Raw genomic sequence first — 23,195 nt, forward strand, 5'->3', positions numbered from 1 at the left:
GCCCCCTTATTGATGCCGGTTCGGGCCGCGCGCGGCGTGCCAGAAGTCGGTTAAACAGTGCCAGGTCAGTTCATCCGTGGACGAAAGCCGTAAACCGGCGTCGAATAAATCGTCACCAATTCCGACCGATAACATCCTCGCCGCGTTGATCGCCGCAACCCCTGCCTGCGCATCTTCAATACCTATCGCCTGCTCTGGGGTGACGTCTAAGCCTGCGCAGGCCGCGAGAAAGATTTCCGGATGCGGTTTTGAGTGCTGAATGCGCGAGGCGTCGGCGCAGAAATCAAAAGCGCGGTCGATCTCCAGCGCTTTAAGGATTGCAGGCGCGTTGAGGGAGACCGACGCCAGCCCGATGCGCACGTTCGCTTCACGAATGTCTGCCAGTACCTGAGCAATCCCCGGCAGGAGTGAATCGCGGGTGAGTCCCTTAAGCGACTCGACGTAAAGCGTATTTTTGGTCTGCGCCAGTTGTACGCATTCCGCCTGGCTGTATGCCTTTTCCTTACCGCCGTGGCGCAAGATGCGCGCCAGCGAGTCCATCCGGCTAATTCCCTTCAGCCCGGCGTTGAACTCCTCATCGATGTGAATACCGATCTGCACAGCAACGCGCTGCCACGCGAGAAAATGCAGATGCGCGGTATCGGTGATCACCCCATCCAGATCGAAAATGATGGCTTTAAGCATCACTGCTGCCCTCCGTGGTAGCGGTCCCAACAAAAGGTAAATCTGAACCCGTCAGGTGTAGATTTTCGCCCCACAGCGTCAGCGTCACTGGCGCGGTAGAATCGATCGTCACAGTCGCGCCTTCAACGTAAATATCAAGCCGTGCCTGACGCCATTTAAGAGAGAACTTCAGGTGCTGCCAGTGCTCAGGCAGCTTCGGTGCCAGATGCAACTCGCCGTCGATAACCTGCATCCCGGCAAAACCCTGAACAACCCCCGACCAGATTGCCCCTGTCGCGGCGGCGTGGATCCCGTCGTCACAGCTGTGCGGATCCTCACCCAGATCGATAGCCGCGCCTGCGCGCCAGAACTGATACGCTTGCGCAGTGTCACCGCAACGGGCAGCGACGATGCCGTGGATCGCCTGGCTCAGAGAGGAGTCATGGATGGTGCGCGGTTCATAAAACGCCAGGTTCGCCGCACACTGCTCGCGGTCAAACTTCTCCGGCAGCAGATAGTTAAGCATCACCACGTCCGCCTGCTTGAGGATCTGCATCTCATTCACCTCTGCGCGCGAGTAGTCGAGCAGAATGGTTTGCTTACCGGCTTTCGCTTTGTAGCCGCTAAGATCGATGGCCGGCTTCGCCATAAAGGTGTCATCCTGCGGGAGCACGCCCTGTTCGTCTGGGGACGGTAGCCACAGCCGCGCCAGGAAATCCTGAGCCGCCTGCACAAAGGCGTTATCGCTGCGCTCAAACTGCTGCATAAATTTCAGCGCGTCATGCACGTTTTGCCAGGCCATAAAATTGGTGAAGGCGTTGTTATTCACGTGCTCGGTGTATTCATCCGGGCCGATAACGTCATGGATTTCCAGTCGGCCATTGACGTCAGTCGCCCGTGAAATCCAGAACGATGCGGTTTCCATCAGCAGCGTCAGCCCTTCATGGCGCATGAATTCGCGGTCGTGCGTCGCATGCCAGTAGGCCACCACGGCCCAGGCGATATCGGCCACGATATGATGCTCAGCCAGCGCCGAGGCCACTTTCTGCCGCACGCCGGTGCGGATATTAATAGCCGCAAACTCAGGGGTTTCCTCCTGCCCTGTCGCGGCACTCTCCCAGGGGAATAGTACGCCGGACCAGCCATTACGCCGGGCTTTCTCACGCGCCCCGGCCAGGTTTAGCCAGCGGTAGCGCAGTAAACTGCGGGCCGTTTGTGGATGAGTAAACAGGTGGAACGGCAGGAGGAAGATTTCCGTGTCCCAGAATACATGGCCTTTATAGCCTTCCCCGGTTAGCCCTTTCGCGGCGATGCTGCAGCGATCGTCGTGCGCGGGCGTCATGGCCGTCAGCTGCCAGACGGCGTAATCCAGCGCGCGCTGATCCTGAGGATCATCAGAGCAGACCTCCACGCGGCAGGTTTGCCAGATATTTTGCCAGGCCAGCGCCGTCTGCGCCCGCAGCGCATCGTAGCCCTGGGCGGCGCAGCGTCTTAACTCGCACATCGCATTCTGCGCAAAGTCAGCAGACGCGAGGGTTTTATCGCTGCGATGCGTGACCCAGACGATTTTCTCCAGCGTCACCGTCTCGCCCTTATGCGCCACAAGGGCATGGTGGCAATTCAGACGCCGGTTTTTGGCGGTGAAGCAGTTTTCACTTGCCACATTCAGCCGACAGCTCGCCGAAATCACCACCTCCGTCGCGCGATCCTGAGTGTCGTACACCCCTTGCAGATAATGCTGATCGAACACCTGAACTGAGGCTTCGTCCAGATGCTGGCGCCCGCTGTTGGTTTGCGTCGCGTCAATCCCCGTTGAGAGGCTGATGTGTGCTGCGTCATCCAGCGGCGTGACGGAAAATTGCAGCGCGGCTAACGGGAGTTGATCCAGCGAGACAAAGCGGCGGCTGTCGATCTGAAAGCGTTTTCCGGTGGTTGAACGCCAGACCAGACGGCGATCCAGCTCACCGCAGGCAAAATCTAACTCACGCTGCCAGGAGAGGATCTCCCCCGCCAGCAGGGTAAAAGGCTCCCCGTCGAGCTGGAGCGAAATGCCGATCACGTCGGGAAGGTTGACGAGTTCGTTGGTTTCATCGCGCCCGGCACGATGATAAACGCCAGCCAGATACATCCCGCGCGTTTGCTGCGTGTAGTCTTCCTCGTGGCAGGCGCGGATCCCTATATAGCCGTTGCCACACGCCATAGTGGAAGCAAATTTGTTCAGACTGTGCGGGCTGAACGCCGGGTCGGAAAGACGAGAAAGGGTCAGCATAATTCCACGCTCTCCCGTGTTTCCGCCGATTGATACAGCGCGGCCACCAGCTGCTGGACAACCAGCCCCTGTTCGGCGTCGGCAATCATCACCGGCTCGCCCATTACGTGGCGCACAAAGGCATCCATGCTGCGCAGATGGCGCTGATCGTCCGCTTCGTCGCGGCTTAAAATCGTCTGCAGTTCGCCGCCCACGTCGTCATAGATATGCGCCGGGAACAGCGTCGCACCCGCTTTTTCACCGCAAAATGAGACGTTCATGATCGACTGCTCGCGAATGTTGAGTGCAAACGAGGTATCAAGGCGCAAAATCCCGCCGTTGCAAAACTCGATAGTGCCGAAAAGCGCATCTTCGACGGTGTAGCTTTTCGGGTCCCACTCGCCAAACTGGCCGCGATATTTCGTGGTGCCGAGCTTCTGAAAACTGTGTGCCGTGACGCGTTTGACCGCCGGAAAGCCGAGCACGTACATCGCCACGTCCAGCATGTGAATACCGATATCGATCAGCGGTCCGCCGCCCTGCAGCGACTTGTTGGTGAAGGCGCCCCAGCCCGGCACGCCGCAGCGGCGCAAGGCCTGCGCGCGGGTGACGTAGATCTCGCCAAAGGTGCCGTCCAGCACCGCTTCGCGCAGCAGTTGGGCGTCCAGCGCAAAACGATGGTGAAAATCGTAGGCCAGCACTTTTCCGGCTTTTCGTGCCGCCAGACGCATCTGGTCTGCCTGTTCTGGCGTCATCGCTGGCGGCTTCTCGCACATCACGTGACAGCCCGCCGCCAGCGCCGCCATCACATGTTCAAAGTGAAAACGGTTTGGCGAGCAGACGCTCACGATGTCGGGTTTAGCCTCCTGCAACATCAGCCTTAAATCCTGATACGCCCCGGCGATGGCGTGGCGTTCAGCGAACGCCTGCGCCTGATCCAGGCGGCTGTCCATGACAGCCACCATCTGCAGATCGGTTCGCGTGGCGTAGTACGAGGCATGCACTTTGTCTGCTACCTGCCCGGCGCCAATAATGGCGACGCGCAGAGGCAAAGGTGTTGAAGCACTCATCACGCTCGTCATCCTTAGCAATCGCGTAAATAGTTGAGTGAAGCCTGATAGGCTTTGGCCGGATCCTCGGCGCGTACGCGGCACTCATACACCACGTAGCCCTGATAATCATCGGCGCGGAGCTGATCAAAGAGCGCGGCAAAATCCAGCGACCCGCTGCCCGGCTGATAGCGATGGTTGTCGGCGATATGGACGTGGCCCAGCCTGTCGCGGTTGGCGTGCAGCGCTCCAGTCAGTGAGTCTTCTTCGATATTCATATGGTAGAAATCGCCGATGATATGCACGTGCTTAAGATCGTTCTCTTCGATGTAGCGACGCGCGTCAGCCAGAGTGTTGATCATGTGATCCTGATAGCGGTTGAGCGGTTCAAGGTAGACGGTGGTTCCGGTGCGCGCCGCCACCTCGTCGAGCCGGCGCAGGGATGCACTGACCGCCTTGCGATCGTCTGCCAGGCTGCGCGGAGAGGTCATCGGTGGTAGACGGAAGGTGAACATACCCCAGGCCGCGGGGACGATAATGCCCTTCCCGCCCACTTCACTTAAGGCTTCGAGAATGCGTTCGATCTGCTGTAACCCCTTCAGACGACGCTCTTCAATAAAATCACCGATCCAGCCGTCGTAGCCGCCGCAGGCGGTGGTCACCGGCAGACCGGTGGCTTTGATGGCGGCTTTGACTTCCGCCAGATTGTCTACCAGCAGCTTGCCGTCGATTTCATAGCCGTCAAAACCCATCGCTTTGATGTACTGGAATTTTTCAAGAATATTGGCCGGGAAAAAGGCCTGGTTCTGCGTTGCAATTTTCATCGTTTGCTCTCCTTAGCTTAAAAAGTGACGCCCATTTTGATGCTCAGTTCCGGATGCTTATCGACGTAGGTCATATAGCTTTCGGCACTGGTTTCGAAACTCACCACCGGATCGATCAGATCCTCGCAGTTGAGATAGCCATTCATCAGCAGTTCCCAGCAGGTCTCTTCGATGCGCTTGCGGCTCCAGCGCGGGTAGTCCGGGTTTGGCTCGCTGCAGGCGCGCGAGAAGACGATCTTCACGTTGTTGAAATGCGCTTCGCGGCCGAGGTTGAACCCTTCGGCGAAAGGTTTGGCGAATGCGACGTAGGAGATGGTGCCGCCGTACGCCAGCCCGCGCAGGGCGGATTGCAGCGCGTCGGCATAACCGCTGGTTTCGATGATGATGTCCGCGCCCTGTTTGCCGGTGAGCTGTTTAATCTCCAGCCCCACGTCAGTCCCGATCGGGTTGAGGCAGAAATCTGCGCCGTGGCGACGGGCAATGTCGCAGCGGTGTTCGATAGGATCGACGCCAATCACAATGGAAGCGCCCGCCTTTTTCGCCAGTTGAATCGCGATCTGGCCAATCGCGCCTAACCCGACGACCACGACAAAATCACCAACGCGCACGTTGGCATCACGCACGCCGCTCATGGCAAACTGCGCCGGGTCATAGCAGACGGCGTTTTTCCATGACGCGCCCTGCGGCATTTTGCGCAGCTTGTAGTTATTAACGGCGTTGACGATCACCGTCTCCTGCAGCGGGCCGTAGCAGCAGACGGAATCCCCGATCTGATACTCGCTGACGTCCGCGCCACATTCCACGATGTCGCCGACGATCATGTTGCCGAGCTGGAATTTACCGAACTCAATCCCGCGAGCCGTACCCTCTTCACGCGGGGTGAACATCTGCCACTCGCTATTGAACTCTTCGTCGATAAACGGGCTTGCCGCACGGAAATCCACCACTTCGGTTCCGTGTTTTGGCGCACCAAAACGTGAGCGAATTTTGACTTCGTTGGTCGCCACCGGGCGGTCTTCATACTGGACCAGCGCGGCCACACGCGGCGCTGTCGCAACTAACTTTTTCATGCCTGACTCCTTGTTAAAAACTGGCCGCCTTAGCCTTTTACGCCACCGGCGGTCAAACCACTTTTAATGAAACGTTCAGAAAGCGCATACATGACCACCACCGGCAGTGCCGTCACCAGCGATGCCGCCATCATGCGACCCCAGATATAGTCCGGCGTACTGAACAGCGTGTTCAGCCCGACAGGTAAGGTGAAGTTGCTGGCACTGGAGAGGAAAATCGACGCAAACAGATAGTCGTTCCAGGCCACCATGAAGCAGTAGACGAACACCGAAACCAGGCCGGAAATTGCCAGCGGCACGGTGATGCGGAAGATGATCTGCAGACGGTTGAGCCCATCCATCATCGCCGCTTCTTCGATTTCGTCCGGGATGGTGTCGAAATAGCTGCGGAGCATGAACACCGCGGTCGGCAGCGTCTGGGTCACCATGGTGATAATCAGCGCCAGTTCGGTGTCGTAAATGCCAAGCGCCGTGATGATTTTGAACAGCGGTACCACCAGCAAAATGCCCGAGAACATATAGACGCTGTAAAAGCTGGCATTGATGGTGGCGCGCCCTTTAAAGCGCAGCTTTGAGAGCGCGTAGGCACCGAGCGTGCCCAGGAACACGGCGATCACCGAGGAACTTAACGACACCACCAGGCTGTTCCTGAAGTAGTTCACAAACGGGAAGATCAGCGGGTTAAAGATGTCGACGTAGTGCTGCAACGTCCACGCCTGTGGCAGGATTGTCGGGTGCAGTGAGATCGCCTCTTTCGCACTTTTGAACGAGGTCATCAGCATCACGAAAAACGGAAACAGCGTGATGATCAGAAACAGCGCCAGTCCGACATAAAAACCGATACGGCTGAGGGTGCGTTTATTTGTTGCCATTGAGGTTTACCCTTTTTCTGGTCAGCAGAATGACGGCGAAAATAATCACGAACAGCACCACCGAAATGGCCGCCGCTTTCCCCAGATCGTTAAAGGCAAACGCCGTTTTGTAGAGGTAGACGCCGAGAATATCGACCTTGGTGGTGAGGAGATAAACGTCCGCGAACATGTAGAACATCCAGATGGTGCGCAGGGTGATCACCGTCGCCAGCACCGGCATGATCGCGGGAAGCGTGACGATGCGAAAACGCTGCCAGCCGTTCGCGCCATCCATCTCTGCCGCCTCGTACAGGGATTTATCGATGGTCTGCAAAATCGCCAGGAATGAGATAAACGCATACGGGAAGTAGCGCCAGATGGCGAACAACACCACCAGCACAAAGCTGCTGCCGGGGTTGTCAAACCACAGCGGAGCCTGGTCGTAGAGGTGCAGCAAATCCACGCCCAGATAGTTCACGATGCCGTAGCCGTTGTTGAACATGTACTTCCAGGCGAAGACCAGCGAGATCGACGGCGTGACGTACGAGAGGATCACCAGCGATCGTGCCGTCTTGCGCAGGCGAAACTCGCGGTTAAAGAAGACTGCCACCGCCAGCCCCAGGCCCGTGCTGCCAATCACCACCAGCGCCGTGTACCAGAAGGTCATCCACAGGGAGTGCCAGAACGCGGTATCGCCCAGAATGCGGATGTAATTATCCAGACCAACAAAAGTGGCGCTGATGCGCGGATTCAGCGGCAAGCGTAAAAAGCTGATCTCGATATTCGAAATCATCGGCCAGGCCACCAGGCCCCCCAGCAAAATCAGGCTGGGGGCCAACAGCAGCATGGCGAAAGGCAGATCGGAACGACCAGAAAACAACCTCTTCATAATTCCTTTCGCAGAGCGCCCCTATCGTTGCGAGATCAGATCGGCCAGACGTTTCTGGCTGTCACTTAAGGTGGTGTTGAGATCTTTTTTGCCGACCGTCACGTTATGCACCATCGAACTGATCACCCCCGACCCCGTCACGTCGCCCATGCGGGTGAAGTTTTTATCCCCCACGGCACCAAAGACCTGCACGTTCGGGAACTGGGCGATCAGCTCATAAGGCAGCTGACCAAAGGCCTGAATGACGTTGTTGTTTTTCCAGGACTCTGTGCCCACCACCCGTTTGTTCACCGGCAGCGCCGCCCCCGGCGACATCATTACCCAGTCGGCCGCGTTTTGTGCCTTCTCCATCCAGGTGACAAAGGTCTCTGCCGCTTTGGTCTCCTGTTCGGTTTGACCGTTGGTGATGGTCAGCGAGGTGATCATCCCGTAAACCGCCGCGGTTTTTTCCGTCGGCACGACAAAGCCGAGATCGGCCGGATTACCGTCTTTAAATACCGCAGGAAGAATGTAGGTGGAGTAGATCGCCATCGGCGCAGAGCCGTTCATAAAGGCGTCTTTGATTTCCATCACGTCGTTTGAGCCAGGCATCGTCGTCGCTGCCAGATCGCGATAGAACGCCAGCGCATTCGCCATCTCAGGGGTGTTGATGTCGACTTCCCCTTTCGCGTTAAAGACGTTAGCGCCGCCTGACAGGGCAAACTGCGAAAACGCCTGTTCGGTCATCACGCTTTCTGCCGTGGGCAAGGCGATGCCGTACTGTTTTTTCTCCGGATGGTTCAGGCTCTGGCTGGCTTTCAGCAGTTGTTCCCAGGTCGTCGGCTCCTGGATACCTGCCGCCGCCAGCGCCGATTTGTGATACCAGACGCCGGAGAGCCACGCGCTGACCGGAACGCCCGTCCAGGCCTTGCCATCTTCCGTGCGCACTACGCGCAGGATGCCGTCGTAGAAGGTGTTTTCGCCGACCGCGCCAATCGCGGCGCTGATAGCATCGCGATCGAGAAGCTGCTCTTTGTCCATCACTTTGGCGTAATCGTGACTGACTTCGATGACCTCTGGCAGCGCACCGGTGCGGGCCAGGGTGATCACTTTGGTGTTGTAGGCGTCCTCTTCCACCGGCACCTGTTTCACCTTGATGGACGGGTTGTCTTTCTCGAAGCGTTCAATGAGCTGCGTGATCACCGCCTGGCGCTCCTGCTCCACCGACGAGTGCATGAACTCAATGGTCACGACCTGATTATTGTCATCCCGACAGCCTGACAACAGGGCGCACGAAACCAGTGCTGATATCAGCACAATTTTGGGTATCTTCATTTTTATCGTCCTTTTAGATTTCTTTAATCCACATCACCTGCCACGGATTGAGCGTCACAGAATTTCCGCTAACAGGGGTTCCCGTGAGCAATTCCGTCCCAGACTGAATTTCCAGGAAAATAGTTTGAGCATGTTCCTGGAAATTAAATAGCGCCGTTATTCGCTCACCGTTCCCGGCGACGCGAATGATTCTAAGAACATGCTGATTCACTGCGTCATAAAATGCCTGACTGTCAGGGTGAAACGCTTTTTGCTGACGACGAATAGCAATCATTTTTGTCAGCGCCTGATAACTGTTATGTCTCAGGGTTTTATTATCTTCAAGCTGGGCATCCATTTCCCCTTCCTGATATTTTCGCCGGTTAATCGCACGGTTATATCCCAGGCGTTCGACGTTATCATAATCATTACGCGAGCCAATAATGCTTTGAATATAAATTGCGGGCACGCCCGGAAAACTTAATAACACCGCGTGGGCCAACAAGAATCTCGCGAGGCGTTCGCTATCGGTACTGCTTTGGCTGCTTAATGCATCCAGATACGTAACATTGATTTCATAAGGGCTGCGCGTACCGTCCGGGTTATTTTTCCAGTTCACCAGCGCGCCTTCGTGCTGCAGCTTTTCAACCAGCGCCAGAATATCGCTCTCAGGAATAATGCCTCGCACCGGATTGAGACCAATGCCGTCGTGGGACGCCAGGAAGTTAAACCAGGTGGTTTTCGCAGAAGGGAGCGCCAGCTGTTGCGCCCACTGGCACAGGGCTTCAACGTTTTGGCTGTGCACGCTGTGCAGCACCAGCGGCGGGAGTGAGAACTGATACACCATCTGCGCTTCATTGGTGCCATCGCCGAAGTAGGAGATGTTGTCTTTGTGCGGGACGTTAGTTTCGGTGATGATGACCGTGCCGGGGGCTACAGCCTCGGTGATCGCGCGGAACAGCTGAATCAGACGGTGAGTTTGTTCCAGATGGATACAGGTGGTTCCTGGAACTTTCCACATAAACCCGACCGCATCGAGGCGGATATAATCGGCCCCTTCCACCAGATAGTGCAGCAGCACATCGACCATGGCGATCAGCACCTGCGGGCTGGCGAAGTTCAGATCGATCTGGTCATCGCTGAAGGTGGTCCACAGGTGGCGCACGGTGCCATCTGCCAGGGTGAACGGCGTTAACAGCGGCAGCGCCCGCGGACGGGTGACGGCAGAGAGATCCGTTTCAGGGTCGACGGTAATAAAGAAATCTTCAAAGCCAGGTTCCTGATTCAAATAGCGCTGGAACCATTCACTTTTTGCCGACATATGGTTGCAGACAAAATCAAACATCAGGTTTGTGGACTGTTTTAATTCTGCAACATCGCCCCACTCACCTGTTTCAGGCGCGACGCGATGATAATCAATCACAGAAAAACCGTCGTCGGAAGACCAGGGGTAAAAAGGTAACAGATGAACATGGGAAAATGAGTGCGCCAGCCAGCGATTATAAAACCGCGTAAAAACTGGCAACGCTTTCTGGTGACTTTTCTGAAACTGATCGGCGTAGGTAATTAATACCACATCCTTTTCATCCCAGTTCTTTTTACGCTGGTGACTAATAACCCCTTTCGCGTGTTCAATCTTTTCTAAAAGAACCGTTAAATCCTTATCAGAAAAAGATTCCCCATAAACAAGATTAATTAAATTCGTTATTTTATCGTTCACATTGATTTCCATGGTAGCGGTCCCACGAAAGGCAATCTACTCCCCCTAAAATTTTCTGTCAACGAACCTCAGGGGAGAAAAGCGCAAATAAAAAGCGACTCTGCTCATTAATGTGAGCTGCCGCAAAGAAAGGATGAAACGGTGAGAAGGATATTCAGAGAGGGGTTGCTGCCCTCTCTCATCTCAAGAGAAGGCAACGAATGAGGGCGATCAGGAAAAATAACGGCGGGAAAAACGGCCTGCGACTTTCTTCAGCAGTGGCTCCAGTGCCACGGCCAGCAACATTCTGATCGGTTTACGGGCAACAGATTTCACCGCCCAACCCGCGACGCCTGCCGGGCCATAACGTAGCGCGGTCAGTAAAACGAATTTGCCTGCGATTTTGAGGCCCGGTTTCATTTTCTGACCGGCCTGCTGCCAGTTACGATTCATATTTTATTCTCTCAGTTAAAGCTGACGAAAACGGCTGCGTAGCGTGAACGTGTCAGAGGTGACGTAACGTTCCATTTCGCGCAAACGCTTCTCGCCGGAAGCCAGTTCGGCATCGACCGCGTCGAGCAAGTCGCTGCTGGTCGGTGCGTCTTCCGATGACCAGGCGCTGTCCGGCATCGGGTCGAGCACAAAGGATAAGACGATGTAGGCGACAAGAGTAATGAACGCCAGTCCGAAGAAAATGGACAGTACGGTGACAACCCGCACCAGCTTGACGGGCACGTCGAGATAGTGCGCCAGACCGGCACAGACACCGCGCACCATCCCCTGCTGGGGAATGCGCCACAGCTTTTTATTCAGATTCAGTCCGCCCATTAATTGTCCCTCCAGTTCGGATGTTCCGCGTCCAGAATCGCTTCCAGCGACTGGATGCGTTCGCGCATTTTTTTCGCGTCATCGGTGAGCTGCAACAGACGTTGCTGTTCGCTTTGCGAGAGTTCACCGCGGGAAGAACGGTTGCTGTAGTGCAGCCATAACCAGATCGGCAGAACAAACAGCACGAAAATGGTCAGGGGAATAGCCAGAAACAGCGCACTCATAGGGTCTCCTTGTCTTACGATGCGTTGCGGCACGCCGCGGTGCCGCATTCATTATTATTGGTTGTCTTGCTTCATTTTGGCTTTCAGCACCGCAAGCTGCTCGCTGATTTCGTCATCCGCTTTCAAATCGGCAAACTGCTGATCCAGCGTTTTCTGTTTGCCAAAGCTGTGGCTCTCGGCCTCGGCTTCCATATGATCGATGCGGCGTTCGAAGGATTCAAAACGTGCCATCGCTTCATCCAGTTTACCGCTATCCAGCTGACGGCGAACGTCGCGGGATGAGCTGGCGGCCTGGTGACGCAGGGTCAGCGCCTGCTGGCGAGCGCGGGTTTCGCTGAGTTTGTTTTCCAGCTCCGCAATCTCTTTTTTCATGCGGGTCAGGGTTTCATCCACCAGCGTGATTTCATGCTCCAGCGTCGCGACGATGTCGGTCAGCTTCTGTTTTTCGATCAGCGCCGAACGGGCCAGATCGTCTTTCTCTTTACGCAGCGCCAGTTCGGCTTTTTCCTGCCACTCTGTCTGTTGCGCAGTCGCCTGCTCGATACGACGTGACAGCTGTTTCTTTTCAGCCAGCGCACGGGCAGAGGTGGAACGGACTTCAACCAGCGTGTCTTCCATTTCCTGAATCATCAGACGCACCAGCTTCTGCGGGTCTTCCGCTTTCTCCAGCAGCGAGTTGATGTTGGCGTTCACGATGTCGGCAAAACGAGAAAAAATACCCATAATTCAATCCTCACATTTCTGTTATCGGGCGATGCCCTGCTGATGAGCTAATACAAATCCCGTGCCAGTTTTTTATCTTATTGATTTATATGATTGTGGTTGATTTTACGCCACGGAGAACCTACTCTCACCTGGTGAATATCGCTAACGAGTGGTTAATTTCATCATGGCTGATTACAAAGACAATTTACTGGGCGAAGCGAACAGTTTTCTTGAAGTGCTGGAGCAGGTTTCCCGCCTCGCCCCGCTCAACAAGCCGGTGCTGATTATCGGTGAGCGCGGGACCGGGAAGGAGCTGATCGCCAACCGTCTGCACTATCTTTCCGGACGCTGGGACGGGCCGTTTATCTCGCTAAACTGCGCGGCGCTGAACGAAAACTTGCTTGATACGGAGCTGTTCGGCCATGAGGCGGGCGCCTTTACCGGCGCGCAAAAGCGTCATCCGGGGCGTTTCGAGCGCGCCGACGGCGGGACGCTGTTCCTCGATGAACTCGCCACCGCGCCGATGCTGGTGCAGGAAAAGCTGCTGCGGGTGATCGAGTACGGCGAGCTGGAGCGCGTCGGCGGCAGTCAACCGTTACAGGTCAACGTGCGTCTGGTGTGCGCCACCAATGCCAATCTGCCGGAGATGGTGGCGGAGGAGAAATTCCGCGCGGATCTGCTCGACCGTCTGGCCTTTGACGTGGTGCAACTCCCGCCCCTGCGCGAACGCCGCAGCGATATCATGCTGCTGGCCGAACAGTTCGCCATTCAGATGTGCCGCGAGCTGGGCATGCCGCTGTTTCCCGGTTTTAGCGACTACGCCAGGGAAACGCTGCTGGACTACCGCTGGCCGGGCAATATTCGCGAGCTGAAAAACGTGGTCGAGCGATCCGTGTACCGCCACGCCAGCAGCGAAACCGAGCTGGACACCATTATTATCGATCCCTTCTATCGCGCCGCACCGACAAAACGGGAAGCGACGACGCACGCCGATACCCCTTCTCTGCCGCTCGATTTGCGCCAGTTCCAGCACAAACAGGAACAGCAGTTGCTGGAACTGAGTCTGAAAGAGGCAAAATATAACCAGAAGCAGGCTGCCGAACTGCTGGGTCTGACCTACCATCAATTAAGGGCATTGCTCAAAAAGCATCAAATGCGCTGACATTATCGGCACTTACCCGCAGACATTTTCCGAATCGGGGGTAAGTGCGATACACTTTGCAGATCGAATCTAAAAACCCTGAAAATTATGCGTCTGGTTTTATCGTCCCTGATTGCACTCGGTCTGTTTAGCCGCCTGGTCTTTGCTGCGCCCGAACAGACTGCGCTTCCTGATATTCGCGACAGTGGTTTTGTCTATTGCGTGAACGGGCAAGTCGACACCCTGAACCCACAGAAAGCAGGCAGCGGCCTGATCGTCGACACCCTCGCCGCACAGCTTTACGATCGCCTGCTTGATGTTGATCCTTATACCTATCGCCTGGTGCCGGAACTCGCCGAGAGCTGGGAAGTGCTGGACAACGGCGCGACTTACCGCTTCCACCTGCGCGACGACGTGGCGTTTCAGTCCACGCCGTGGTTCAAACCGACCCGCAAGCTGAACGCCGACGACGTGGTGTTTACTTTCCAGCGCATTTTTAACCGCAACCACCCGTGGCATAACGTCAACGGCGGCAACTTCCCCTATTTCGACAGCCTGCAGTTTGCCGACACGGTGAAAGACGTGCGCAAGCTCGACAGCCGGACGGTGGAGTTTCGCCTGACGCGCCCGGATGCCTCGTTCCTGTGGCATCTTGCGACCCACTATGCGTCGGTCATGTCGGCGGAATACGCCGATAAGCTGACGAAAGCCGATCATCAGGAGCTGCTTGACCGCCAGCCGGTGGGCACCGGTCCGTTCCAGATGGCGGAGTACCGTGCCGGGCAGTACATTCGGTTACAACGTCACGAACACTTCTGGCGCGGCACCCCGCTGATGCCGCAGGTGGTGGTCGATCTGGGCTCCGGCGGGACCGGCAGATTATCTAAACTGCTGACCGGCGAATGCGACGTGCTCGCGTGGCCGGCCGCCAGCCAGCTGACCATTCTGCGTGACGATCCGCGCTTGCGTCTGACCCTGCGCCCCGGCATGAATATCGCCTATCTGGCATTTAATACCGACAAACCGCCGCTCAACAATCCTGCCGTGCGTCATGCACTGGCGCTGGCGATCAATAACCAGCGCCTGATGCAGTCGATCTATTACGGCACGGCGGAAACGGCGGCGTCGATTCTGCCGCGTGCGTCGTGGGCGTACGACAGCGAAGCGAAAATCACCGAATACGATCCGGCGAAAGCGCGCGAACAGCTCAAAGCGCTGGGCGCGACCAACCTCACCCTGCAGCTGTGGGTCCCGACCAGTTCCCAGGCGTGGAACCCGAGTCCGTTGAAAACAGCGGAGCTGATCCAGGCCGATATGGCCCAGGTCGGCGTGAAAGTGGTGATCGTCCCCGTCGAAGGCCGCTTCCAGGAGGCGCGTCTGATGGACATGAATCATGACCTGACGCTTTCGGGCTGGTCGACGGACAGTAACGATCCCGACAGTTTCTTCCGCCCGCTGCTGAGCTGCGCCGCCATTCGTTCCCAGACCAACTACGCTCACTGGTGTAACCGTGAATTTGACACGGTGCTGCAAAAGGCGCTGTCGTCACAGCAACTGGCCTCGCGCATTGAAGCGTACGATGAAGCGCAGAACATTCTGGCCCGCGAACTGCCGGTCCTGCCGCTGGCTTCTTCCCTGCGATTGCAGGCCTATCGCTATGATATTAAAGGCCTGGTGCTGAGCCCATTCGGCAACGCCTCGTTCGCGGGCGTGTCACGTGAGAAACAGGATGAGGTGAAAAAACCATGATTATTTTTACCTTACGACGCCTGCTCCTGCTGGCCGTCACGCTGTTTTTCCTGACCTTTATTGGCTTTAGCCTGAGCTATTTCACGCCCCACGCCCCGCTGCAAGGTTCGTCCTTCTGGGACGCGTGGCTGTTCTGGTTCAACGGCGTGCTGCACTGGGATTTTGGTGTCTCCAGCATTAACGGTCAGTTGATTTCCCAACAGCTGAAAGAAGTATTCCCGGCGACCATGGAGCTGTGCATTCTGGCCTTTGGTTTCGCCCTGATGGTTGGTATTCCGGTGGGGATGCTGGCGGGGATCACGCGCAACAAATGGCAGGATAAGCTGATCAGCGCTCTCGCCCTGCTCGGCTTCTCGATCCCGGTGTTCTGGCTGGCGCTGCTCCTGACGCTATTTTTCTCCCTGACGCTCGGCTGGCTGCCGGTTTCTGGCCGCTTTGATTTGCTGTACGCCGTCAAAACGGTGACGGGTTTCGCGATTATCGACGCCTGGCTTTCGGATTCCGTCTGGCGTCATGAGATGATCATCAGCACCCTGCGCCACATGGTGCTCCCGGTTCTGACGCTGGCCGTTGCGCCGACCACGGAAGTGATTCGCCTGATGCGCACCAGCACCATCGATGTGTTTGACCAAAACTATGTGAAGGCCGCCGCCACGCGCGGCCTGTCGCGCCTGACGATTTTGCGTCGTCACGTCCTGCATAACGCCCTTCCGCCGGTGATCCCGCGCCTCGGGCTGCAATTCTCCACCATGCTGACCCTGGCGATGATCACCGAGATGGTGTTCAGCTGGCCGGGTCTCGGGCGCTGGATGATCAACGCCATTCGTCAGCAGGACTACGCGGCGATCTCCGCCGGTGTGATGGTGATCGGCTCGCTGGTGATTATCGTGAACGTGATTTCTGACATTTTGGGTGCGATGGCCAACCCGCTGAAACATAAGGAATCGTATGCCTTACGATAGCGTATACAGGGAAAAGCGCACGCCCGGCGTAGTTCGTACCGTGTGGCGCAAATTCTACGGCGACACCGCGGCGATGATCGGTTTGTACGGCTGCGCTGGCCTGGCGCTGCTGTGTATTTTTGGCGGCTGGTTTGCTCCTTACGGGCTTGATCAGCAGTTCCTTGGCTATCAGTTGCTGCCTCCGTCGTGGTCGCGTTATGGCGAGGTTTCGTTCTTCCTCGGTACCGATGATTTAGGCCGCGATGTTCTGAGCCGTCTGTTGAGCGGCGCGGCACCGACCGTCGGCGGCGCGTTCGTGGTGACTTTTGCCGCGACCTTCTTTGGCCTGCTGCTGGGCGTGTTCGCGGGTGCCACCCACGGCCTGCGCTCGGCGGTGCTGAACCATATTCTCGATACATTGCTGTCGATTCCGTCCCTGCTGCTGGCGATTATCGTCGTCGCGTTCGCCGGGCCGCACCTGTCCCATGCGATGTTTGCCGTCTGGCTGGCGCTGCTCCCGCGCATGGTGCGTTCGGTCTACAGCATGGTGCATGACGAGCTGGAAAAAGAGTACGTGGTGGCGGCCCGTTTAGACGGCGCGACTACGCTGAATATTTTGTGGTTCGCGGTGATGCCAAACATCGCCTCGGGGCTGGTGACGGAAATTACCCGCGCCCTGTCGATGGCCATTCTCGATATTGCCGCGCTCGGTTTCCTCGATCTCGGCGCGCAGCTGCCTTCGCCTGAATGGGGTGCGATGCTCGGCGATGCGCTGGAGCTAATCTACGTTGCGCCGTGGACGGTGATGCTGCCCGGTGCTGCGATCATGGTGAGCGTGCTGCTGATCAACCTGCTGGGCGACGGGATTCGCCGCGCCATTAACGCGGGGGTGCAATAATGCCGTTACTTGATATCCGCAATCTGACCATCGAATTTAAGACCGGCGAAGGCTGGGTGAAAGCGGTCGATCGCATCAGTATTACGCTGGCCGAAGGTGAAATCCGCGGGCTGGTGGGTGAATCCGGCTCCGGTAAAAGTCTGATCGCCAAGGCGATCTGCGGCGTCGCCAAAGATAACTGGCGCGTCACCGCAGACCGTATGCGTTTCGACGATATCGACCTGCTGCGCCTGTCGCCGCGCGAGCGCCGCAAGCTGGTGGGTCACAACGTGTCGATGATCTTCCAGGAGCCGCAGTCCTGTCTCGACCCGTCGGAACGCGTCGGGAAACAGCTGATGCAGAACATTCCCGGCTGGACCTACAAAGGCCGCTGGTGGCAGCGCGTCGGCTGGCGTAAACGCCGCGCGATTGAGCTGCTGCACCGCGTCGGTATTAAAGATCACAAAGACGCGATGCGCAGCTTCCCGTACGAGCTGACGGACGGCGAGTGCCAGAAGGTGATGATCGCCATCGCGCTGGCCAATCAGCCGCGCCTGCTGATCGCCGATGAGCCGACTAACGCCATGGAGCCGACCACGCAGGCGCAGATTTTCCGCCTGCTGTCGCGCCTCAATCAGAACAACAACACCACCATTTTGCTGATCAGCCATGACCTGCAGATGCTGAGCAAATGGGCGGATAAAATCGACGTGATGTATTGCGGCCAGACGGTAGAGACGGCCATCAGCGAAGAGCTGGTGAACACGCCGCATCATCCGTATACCCAGGCGCTAATCCGCGCGATCCCCGATTTTGGCAGCGCGATGCCGCATAAAAGCCGCCTGAACACCCTGCCGGGAGCGATTCCTCTGCTGGAGTCGCTGCCGATTGGCTGTCGACTGGGGCCGCGCTGCCCTTACGCCCAGCGCGAATGCATTGAAACGCCACGTCTGACCGGCGCGAAAAATCATCTGTACGCCTGTCATTTCCCGCTGAACATGGAGAGAGAGTAAATGGTCGAAACGTTGCTGGAAGTTCGCAACCTGAGTAAGACCTTCCGCTATCGCACGGGGCTGTTTCATCGCCAGACCGTCGAAGCGGTGAAGCCTCTCAGCTTTACCCTGCGCGAGAAACAGACGCTGGCGATTATCGGCGAGAACGGTTCGGGGAAATCCACGCTGGCGAAGATGCTGGCCGGGATGGTTGAGCCGACGGCGGGCGATGTGCTGATTGACGACCATTTTCTGTCGTTCGGCGATTATTCGTTCCGCAGCCAGCGCATTCGTATGATTTTCCAGGACCCGTCAACGTCGCTTAACCCGCGTCAGCGCATCTCGCAGATTCTGGATTTCCCGCTGCGCCTGAATACAGATCTGGAGCCAGAAGAGCGGCGTAAACGCGTGATCGAGACGCTGCGCCTGGTCGGTCTGCTGCCCGATCACGTCAGCTATTATCCGCACATGCTCGCCCCCGGCCAGAAGCAGCGTCTGGGGCTGGCGCGCGCGCTGATCCTCCGCCCGAAGGTGATTATCGCCGATGAAGCGCTGGCGTCGCTGGATATGTCGATGCGCTCCCAACTGATCAACCTGATGCTGGAGCTGCAGGAGAAACAGGGCATTTCGTATATCTACGTGACCCAGCATCTCGGGATGATGAAGCACATCAGCGATCAGGTGCTGGTGATGCATCAGGGCGAAGTGGTCGAGCGTGGAAGCACCGCCGACGTGCTGGCCTCCCCGCTGCACGACCTGACCAAACGGTTAATTGCCGGGCATTTTGGTGAGGCGCTGACGGCGGATGCGTGGCGAAAGGATAAATGACAGCTTTACTATAAAGTGGTCGGATTAACTCTGAACGCGACACGTGATATTATCGCCGCGTTTTAACGACGATCGCCACAATGAGAGGGCGTTCGCCATAACAATGAATATAAGGATCTAAGCTATGGGTTTTCTTTCCGGTAAGCGCATTCTGGTGACTGGCGTCGCCAGCAAACTGTCCATCGCCTACGGCATCGCACAGGCTATGCACCGCGAAGGCGCTGAGCTGGCGTTCACCTACCAGAACGACAAGCTGAAAGGCCGTGTTGAAGAGTTCGCCGCGCAGCTGGGTTCCAGCATCATTCTGGAATGTGACGTTGCTCAGGACGAAAGCATTGACGGCATGTTCGCTGAACTGGCAAAAGTTTGGCCGAAATTCGACGGCTTCGTGCACTCCATTGGTTTCGCACCGGGCGATCAGCTGGACGGCGACTACGTGAACGCGGTAACCCGTGAAGGCTTCAAAATCGCTCACGACATTAGCTCTTACAGCTTCGTGGCGATGGCTAAATCCTGCCGCACCATGCTGAACCCGGGCTCTGCGCTGCTGACCCTCTCTTACCTGGGCGCTGAGCGTGCGATCCCTAACTACAACGTGATGGGTCTGGCGAAAGCTTCTCTGGAAGCTAACGTGCGCTACATGGCGAACGCGATGGGTCCTGAAGGCGTGCGTGTTAACGGTATCTCTGCTGGCCCAATCCGTACGCTGGCCGCTTCAGGTATCAAAGACTTCCGTAAAATGCTGGCGCATTGCGAAGCCGTTACCCCGATTCGTCGCACCGTGACCATTGAAGACGTGGGTAACTCTGCAGCATTCCTGTGCTCTGACCTCTCTGCTGGCATCTCCGGCGAAGTGGTTCACGTTGACGGCGGTTTCAACATCGCGGCAATGAACGAGCTGGAAATTAAATAAGCTGTTTGACTCTCTTCCCTCACGGGAAGAGAGTTTCTCCCCCCGCCAAATCCTTTCGTTATTCCGTTCCGCTATTTGTTATCACCTAACAATATTTTTCGCACTGATAGCCATGCGCCAGGATATTGATCGCCATTTGAGATCAAGGAACGCACATGGAACAACGCCGTTTTTCCGGCAAAGGCCACTGGTATCACGAAACCCAGACAAATCACTGTCCGGATGATGTTCTGCCGCTGGTTCCCGAGGCCGCGCATGTCGAGGATCGTTTTTTGCTCGATTTAGCCCTGCCTGTAGACATTGTTACCCCGTGTGAAAGCTGGCTAAATCCGGCCCGGGCGTTGTGTCACCTGCTGTTTCCGCTGCAAGTTCCGGTCAATCGTCTGCATACCCTTAGCGCCTACGACCGGCTAAGCACCGCGCTCACCGTGGCGCAGGCGTGCGGCGTTCAGCGCCTCTGTAACCATTACGCCGCCCTGCTCGCCCCGCTTCCCGGCCCCGACTCCTCACGTGAAAGTAATCAGCGCCTCGCCCAAATCACCCAGTACGCCCGCCAGTTGGCCAGTTCGCCGGATATTATCGACGGCAAAGCGCAGCTGCAGCTGGATGAAGTCGGCCTGACGACGTTCGACATGATTGTGATGAATCAGATTATTGGTTTTGTCGGCTTTCAGGCGCGCGTGGTGGCCGCCTTCCAGGCGCTGCTCGGCCATCCCGTTCGCTGGCTGCCGGGGCACCACATTCCGCCGCATGCGGCCCTCAATGAAATCAACATGAGCGAGTGGGAGCCGATCTTCCCGGGCGTTGAACTGCGTTATGCCACAGCTGCGCAGCTGGAGTCGCTCTCGCGCTGGCAAACCGAGCCTCTGCTACGCGACCTGACGCCGGTGCTGTGTCATGAATCTGCGCTCCTCGACCTGACCGGCGAGATCCTGACAAGTGGTATTCAGCAGGCGAATCTTCGCTATGGGACATATACGTCTGTCTCTGGGGCCACCGAGCTGCTGGCCCGCTCTCCCGACCGGTTCAGCGCGGCGCAGTATACCCCGCTTATCGATGAAGGTATCCCTGCCGTTGAAGCGATTAACCTGTTGTCCTGGGAGGCTTTTTATGGGTGGCTCAGTCGCCTTAAAATTGCCTTAAATAAGGGCGAATAACCTGACGCAACCCCTAAATAGGCTTGCTGTCACAGTGAGATTCGCGTAAAACTGTCAGCCGCTCAATGGCCACGAAAATAGAACACTATGCTTCAGGACAACCCGCTGCTAGCGCAGCTTAAACAGCAATTGCATTCCCAGACGCCACGTGCGGAAGGGGTGGTAAAAGCCACGGAAAAGGGCTTTGGCTTCCTGGAAGTCGATGCACAGAAAAGCTACTTCATTCCGCCTCCGCAGATGAAGAAAGTGATGCACGGCGATCGTGTTACGGCAGTGATTCACTCCGAGAAAGATCGTGAATCCGCCGAGCCAGAAGAATTGATCGAACCTTTCCTGACCCGTTTTGTGGGCAAAGTGCATCGTAAAGACGACCGTCTTTCCATTGTGCCGGACCATCCTCTGCTGAAAGAGGCCATCCCTTGCCGCGCAGAACGCGGCGTTGAACATGATTTCAAAGAAGGCGACTGGGCGGTTGCGCAAATGCGTCGCCATCCGCTGAAAGGCGATCGCGGCTTCTACGCCGAACTCACTCATTTCATCACCTACGGCGACGACCACTTCGTGCCGTGGTGGGTCACCCTCGCCCGTCATAATCTGGAAAAAGAGGCGCCAAACGGTGTCGCGACAGAGATGATGGATGAAGGTCTGGCGCGTCGCGATCTGACCGCCCTGCACTTCGTCACCATCGACAGCGCCAGCACCCAGGATATGGATGATGCGCTGTACGTTGAAGAAGGCAGCGACAACAAACTCCATCTGACCGTTGCGATTGCCGATCCGACAGCCTGGATTGCCGAAGGCAGTAAGCTTGACGATTCCGCGAAAATTCGCGCGTTCACCAACTATCTGCCGGGCTTTAACATCCCGATGCTGCCGCGTGAACTCTCCGACGACCTTTGCTCTTTGCGCCCTAACGAAGTGCGCCCGGTGCTGGCGTGCCGCATGACGGTTGCGGCTGATGGCACCATCGAAGACGATATCGAATTCTTCGCCGCCACCATCGAGTCGAAAGCGAAACTGGCGTACGACGATGTTTCTGACTGGCTGGAAAATACCGGTAGCTGGAAACCGGAAAACGAGGCAATTGCCCAGCAGATTACTCTGCTGCAGCGCCTGTGTCTGAGCCGCGGCGAATGGCGTAAAACCCACGCGCTGGTGTTCAAAGACCGTCCGGATTACCGCTTTGTGCTCGGTGAAAAAGGCGAAGTGCTGGATATCGTTGCCGAACCGCGCCGCATCGCCAACCGCATCGTTGAAGAGTCGATGATTGCCGCTAACATTTGCGCCGCCCGCGTGCTACGCGACAAGCTCGGCTTCGGCATTTACAACGTCCACACGGGTTTTGATCCGGCTAACACCGAAGCGCTGGCCGCCCTGCTGAAAACGCATGACGTCCACGTGGATCCGCAGGAAGTGCTGACGCTGAACGGCTTCTGCAAACTGCGCCGTGAGCTGGATGCACAGCCGTCGGGTTTCCTCGACAGCCGTATTCGTCGCTTCCAGTCCTTCGCTGAAATCAGCACCGAACCAGGCCCGCACTTTGGTCTGGGTCTTGAGGCCTACGCGACCTGGACCTCACCGATTCGTAAGTACGGCGACATGGTGAACCATCGTCTGCTGAAAGCGATCATCAAAGGTGAAACCATCGCTCGTCCGCAGGAAGAGACCACCGTGCAGATGGCGGAGCGTCGTCGCCTGAACCGTATGGCAGAACGCGATGTTGGCGACTGGCTGTATGCCCGTTTCCTGAATGACAAAGCCGGAACGGAGACCCGTTTCGCCGCCGAAATCATTGACGTGAGTCGCGGCGGGATGCGCGTGCGTCTGGTGGACAATGGCGCGGTTGCCTTTATTCCTGCGCCGTTCCTGCATGCGGTTCGCGATGAACTGACCTGCAGCCAGGAAAATGGTGCCGTGCAGATCAAAGGTGAAACGGTTTATAAAGTCACGGATGTGATTGATGTAAACATCGCCGAAGTTCGCATGGAAACCCGCAGTATTATCGCGCGCCCTGTCGCCTGATAAGCTTTAAACATGTCGGCGGTTTCTTTTTGAGGAACGCCGACATTTTTCTTCCGCTGATAAACCGCATATTCATCACTTTTTCTTAATATTTTCCGCTTACTCCCCACAAAAACCACCACCATTATCTACAGTAAAAGAAGGCCGTCATCTTTGGTTACGGGAATTTTTATCCACATGTATCCTTTTTGGCTCTTCTCGTTTTAATATAAGAATTCAGGGAAAAACAATA

General features: G+C 56.7%; 22 protein-coding genes. 9 read left to right on the plus strand and 13 right to left on the minus strand.

What is annotated here, in order from left to right; translation table 11 throughout:
* Positions 1 to 6: 6 nt before the first annotated feature.
* The 13 genes from pgmB to pspA form a co-directional block, all read right to left on the minus strand.
* Positions 7 to 684: a beta-phosphoglucomutase gene (pgmB, locus tag U9O48_RS12205; protein WP_390888431.1), complete on the minus strand. Its 678-nt coding sequence runs from the start codon at positions 682 to 684 to the stop codon at positions 7 to 9.
* Positions 677 to 2,932, minus strand: coding sequence for a glycoside hydrolase family 65 protein (locus U9O48_RS12210; protein WP_324722575.1), 2,256 nt, complete (start codon positions 2,930 to 2,932; stop codon positions 677 to 679). The genes pgmB and U9O48_RS12210 overlap by 8 nt, the downstream gene beginning before the upstream one ends.
* The gene (locus U9O48_RS12215) at positions 2,926 to 3,984 is read right to left on the minus strand and encodes a Gfo/Idh/MocA family protein (RefSeq protein ID WP_285146384.1); all 1,059 of its coding nucleotides are present in this window, start codon (positions 3,982 to 3,984) and stop codon (positions 2,926 to 2,928) included. Before U9O48_RS12215 ends, U9O48_RS12210 begins: the two co-directional genes overlap by 7 nt.
* A gap of 11 nt (positions 3,985 to 3,995) precedes the next feature.
* The gene (locus U9O48_RS12220; protein WP_285146383.1) at positions 3,996 to 4,784 is read right to left on the minus strand and encodes a sugar phosphate isomerase/epimerase family protein; all 789 of its coding nucleotides are present in this window, start codon (positions 4,782 to 4,784) and stop codon (positions 3,996 to 3,998) included.
* Between the two features lie 17 nt (positions 4,785 to 4,801).
* Entirely contained in the window at positions 4,802 to 5,854 is a 1,053-nt protein-coding gene (locus U9O48_RS12225) for a zinc-dependent alcohol dehydrogenase (protein ID WP_285146382.1), read from the minus strand.
* A 29-nt stretch (positions 5,855 to 5,883) separates the two neighbouring features.
* A complete protein-coding gene (locus U9O48_RS12230) occupies positions 5,884 to 6,726 on the minus strand; it encodes a carbohydrate ABC transporter permease (protein WP_285146381.1) in 843 nt (280 codons plus the stop codon).
* Entirely contained in the window at positions 6,713 to 7,594 is an 882-nt protein-coding gene (locus U9O48_RS12235) for a carbohydrate ABC transporter permease (RefSeq protein ID WP_285146380.1), read from the minus strand. The genes U9O48_RS12230 and U9O48_RS12235 overlap by 14 nt, the downstream gene beginning before the upstream one ends.
* A gap of 21 nt (positions 7,595 to 7,615) precedes the next feature.
* Positions 7,616 to 8,908, minus strand: coding sequence for an ABC transporter substrate-binding protein (locus U9O48_RS12240; protein WP_285146379.1), 1,293 nt, complete (start codon positions 8,906 to 8,908; stop codon positions 7,616 to 7,618).
* Between the two features lie 13 nt (positions 8,909 to 8,921).
* Complete coding sequence (locus tag U9O48_RS12245; RefSeq protein ID WP_285148917.1) at positions 8,922 to 10,619, minus strand: sugar phosphorylase; 1,698 nt, start codon at positions 10,617 to 10,619, stop codon at positions 8,922 to 8,924.
* Positions 10,620 to 10,817: 198 nt separating this feature from the next.
* Positions 10,818 to 11,039, minus strand: a complete 222-nt coding sequence (pspD, locus tag U9O48_RS12250) for a phage shock protein PspD (RefSeq protein ID WP_100779994.1) — start codon at positions 11,037 to 11,039, stop codon at positions 10,818 to 10,820.
* Positions 11,040 to 11,054: 15 nt separating this feature from the next.
* On the minus strand, positions 11,055 to 11,414 hold the full coding sequence (gene pspC, locus U9O48_RS12255; protein WP_282495299.1) for an envelope stress response membrane protein PspC: 360 nt from the start codon (positions 11,412 to 11,414) through the stop codon (positions 11,055 to 11,057).
* The gene (gene pspB, locus U9O48_RS12260; RefSeq protein WP_095282195.1) at positions 11,414 to 11,638 is read right to left on the minus strand and encodes an envelope stress response membrane protein PspB; all 225 of its coding nucleotides are present in this window, start codon (positions 11,636 to 11,638) and stop codon (positions 11,414 to 11,416) included. Before pspB ends, pspC begins: the two co-directional genes overlap by 1 nt.
* 54 nt (positions 11,639 to 11,692) lie before the next feature.
* A complete protein-coding gene (gene pspA / locus U9O48_RS12265) occupies positions 11,693 to 12,361 on the minus strand; it encodes a phage shock protein PspA (RefSeq protein WP_285146377.1) in 669 nt (222 codons plus the stop codon).
* 166 nt (positions 12,362 to 12,527) lie between these two features.
* On the opposite strand from pspA, the gene pspF reads away from it, so the two are divergent.
* From pspF to U9O48_RS12310, 9 genes are all read left to right on the plus strand, one after another.
* The gene (pspF, locus tag U9O48_RS12270; protein ID WP_285148919.1) at positions 12,528 to 13,505 is read left to right on the plus strand and encodes a phage shock protein operon transcriptional activator; all 978 of its coding nucleotides are present in this window, start codon (positions 12,528 to 12,530) and stop codon (positions 13,503 to 13,505) included.
* A gap of 87 nt (positions 13,506 to 13,592) precedes the next feature.
* Complete coding sequence (sapA, locus tag U9O48_RS12275; RefSeq protein WP_282495302.1) at positions 13,593 to 15,233, plus strand: ABC transporter substrate-binding protein SapA; 1,641 nt, start codon at positions 13,593 to 13,595, stop codon at positions 15,231 to 15,233.
* The gene (gene sapB, locus U9O48_RS12280; RefSeq protein WP_285146375.1) at positions 15,230 to 16,195 is read left to right on the plus strand and encodes a putrescine export ABC transporter permease SapB; all 966 of its coding nucleotides are present in this window, start codon (positions 15,230 to 15,232) and stop codon (positions 16,193 to 16,195) included. The genes sapA and sapB overlap by 4 nt, the downstream gene beginning before the upstream one ends.
* A complete protein-coding gene (gene sapC, locus U9O48_RS12285) occupies positions 16,182 to 17,072 on the plus strand; it encodes a putrescine export ABC transporter permease SapC (protein ID WP_282495304.1) in 891 nt (296 codons plus the stop codon). The genes sapB and sapC overlap by 14 nt, the downstream gene beginning before the upstream one ends.
* Positions 17,072 to 18,064, plus strand: coding sequence for a putrescine export ABC transporter ATP-binding protein SapD (gene sapD / locus U9O48_RS12290; RefSeq protein WP_095282201.1), 993 nt, complete (start codon positions 17,072 to 17,074; stop codon positions 18,062 to 18,064). The genes sapC and sapD overlap by 1 nt, the downstream gene beginning before the upstream one ends.
* Positions 18,065 to 18,871, plus strand: a complete 807-nt coding sequence (gene sapF / locus U9O48_RS12295) for a putrescine export ABC transporter ATP-binding protein SapF (RefSeq protein WP_282495305.1) — start codon at positions 18,065 to 18,067, stop codon at positions 18,869 to 18,871.
* Between the two features lie 124 nt (positions 18,872 to 18,995).
* Positions 18,996 to 19,784: an enoyl-ACP reductase FabI gene (gene fabI / locus U9O48_RS12300; RefSeq protein WP_282495306.1), complete on the plus strand. Its 789-nt coding sequence runs from the start codon at positions 18,996 to 18,998 to the stop codon at positions 19,782 to 19,784.
* Between the two features lie 155 nt (positions 19,785 to 19,939).
* Positions 19,940 to 20,941 carry a CMD domain-containing protein gene (locus U9O48_RS12305; RefSeq protein ID WP_324722576.1) on the plus strand — a complete coding sequence of 334 codons (1,002 nt, stop codon included), beginning with the start codon at positions 19,940 to 19,942 and terminating at the stop codon, positions 20,939 to 20,941.
* Between the two features lie 87 nt (positions 20,942 to 21,028).
* On the plus strand, positions 21,029 to 22,963 hold the full coding sequence (locus U9O48_RS12310; protein ID WP_285146373.1) for an exoribonuclease II: 1,935 nt from the start codon (positions 21,029 to 21,031) through the stop codon (positions 22,961 to 22,963).
* Positions 22,964 to 23,195: the final 232 nt, after the last annotated feature.

This window comes from Lelliottia sp. JS-SCA-14 (assembly GCF_035593345.1).
GTDB classification, from domain to species: Bacteria; Pseudomonadota; Gammaproteobacteria; order Enterobacterales; family Enterobacteriaceae; genus Enterobacter; species Enterobacter wanjuensis.

Bases quoted from the DNA above. Each gene is read 5' to 3' on its own strand.
- pgmB (WP_390888431.1), bottom strand. From the start codon at position 684: ATGCTTAAAGCCATCATTTTCGATCTGGATGGGGTGATCACCGATACC.
- U9O48_RS12210 (WP_324722575.1), bottom strand. From the start codon at position 2,932: ATGCTGACCCTTTCTCGTCTTTCCGACCCGGCGTTCAGCCCGCACAGT.
- U9O48_RS12220 (WP_285146383.1), bottom strand. From the start codon at position 4,784: ATGAAAATTGCAACGCAGAACCAGGCCTTTTTCCCGGCCAATATTCTT.
- U9O48_RS12225 (WP_285146382.1), bottom strand. From the start codon at position 5,854: ATGAAAAAGTTAGTTGCGACAGCGCCGCGTGTGGCCGCGCTGGTCCAG.
- U9O48_RS12230 (WP_285146381.1), bottom strand. From the start codon at position 6,726: ATGGCAACAAATAAACGCACCCTCAGCCGTATCGGTTTTTATGTCGGA.
- U9O48_RS12235 (WP_285146380.1), bottom strand. From the start codon at position 7,594: ATGAAGAGGTTGTTTTCTGGTCGTTCCGATCTGCCTTTCGCCATGCTG.
- U9O48_RS12240 (WP_285146379.1), bottom strand. From the start codon at position 8,908: ATGAAGATACCCAAAATTGTGCTGATATCAGCACTGGTTTCGTGCGCC.
- U9O48_RS12245 (WP_285148917.1), bottom strand. From the start codon at position 10,619: ATGGAAATCAATGTGAACGATAAAATAACGAATTTAATTAATCTTGTT.
- pspD (WP_100779994.1), bottom strand. From the start codon at position 11,039: ATGAATCGTAACTGGCAGCAGGCCGGTCAGAAAATGAAACCGGGCCTC.
- pspC (WP_282495299.1), bottom strand. From the start codon at position 11,414: ATGGGCGGACTGAATCTGAATAAAAAGCTGTGGCGCATTCCCCAGCAG.
- pspB (WP_095282195.1), bottom strand. From the start codon at position 11,638: ATGAGTGCGCTGTTTCTGGCTATTCCCCTGACCATTTTCGTGCTGTTT.
- pspA (WP_285146377.1), bottom strand. From the start codon at position 12,361: ATGGGTATTTTTTCTCGTTTTGCCGACATCGTGAACGCCAACATCAAC.
- pspF (WP_285148919.1), top strand. From the start codon at position 12,528: ATGGCTGATTACAAAGACAATTTACTGGGCGAAGCGAACAGTTTTCTT.
- sapA (WP_282495302.1), top strand. From the start codon at position 13,593: ATGCGTCTGGTTTTATCGTCCCTGATTGCACTCGGTCTGTTTAGCCGC.
- sapB (WP_285146375.1), top strand. From the start codon at position 15,230: ATGATTATTTTTACCTTACGACGCCTGCTCCTGCTGGCCGTCACGCTG.
- sapC (WP_282495304.1), top strand. From the start codon at position 16,182: ATGCCTTACGATAGCGTATACAGGGAAAAGCGCACGCCCGGCGTAGTT.
- sapD (WP_095282201.1), top strand. From the start codon at position 17,072: ATGCCGTTACTTGATATCCGCAATCTGACCATCGAATTTAAGACCGGC.
- sapF (WP_282495305.1), top strand. From the start codon at position 18,065: ATGGTCGAAACGTTGCTGGAAGTTCGCAACCTGAGTAAGACCTTCCGC.
- fabI (WP_282495306.1), top strand. From the start codon at position 18,996: ATGGGTTTTCTTTCCGGTAAGCGCATTCTGGTGACTGGCGTCGCCAGC.
- U9O48_RS12305 (WP_324722576.1), top strand. From the start codon at position 19,940: ATGGAACAACGCCGTTTTTCCGGCAAAGGCCACTGGTATCACGAAACC.
- U9O48_RS12310 (WP_285146373.1), top strand. From the start codon at position 21,029: ATGCTTCAGGACAACCCGCTGCTAGCGCAGCTTAAACAGCAATTGCAT.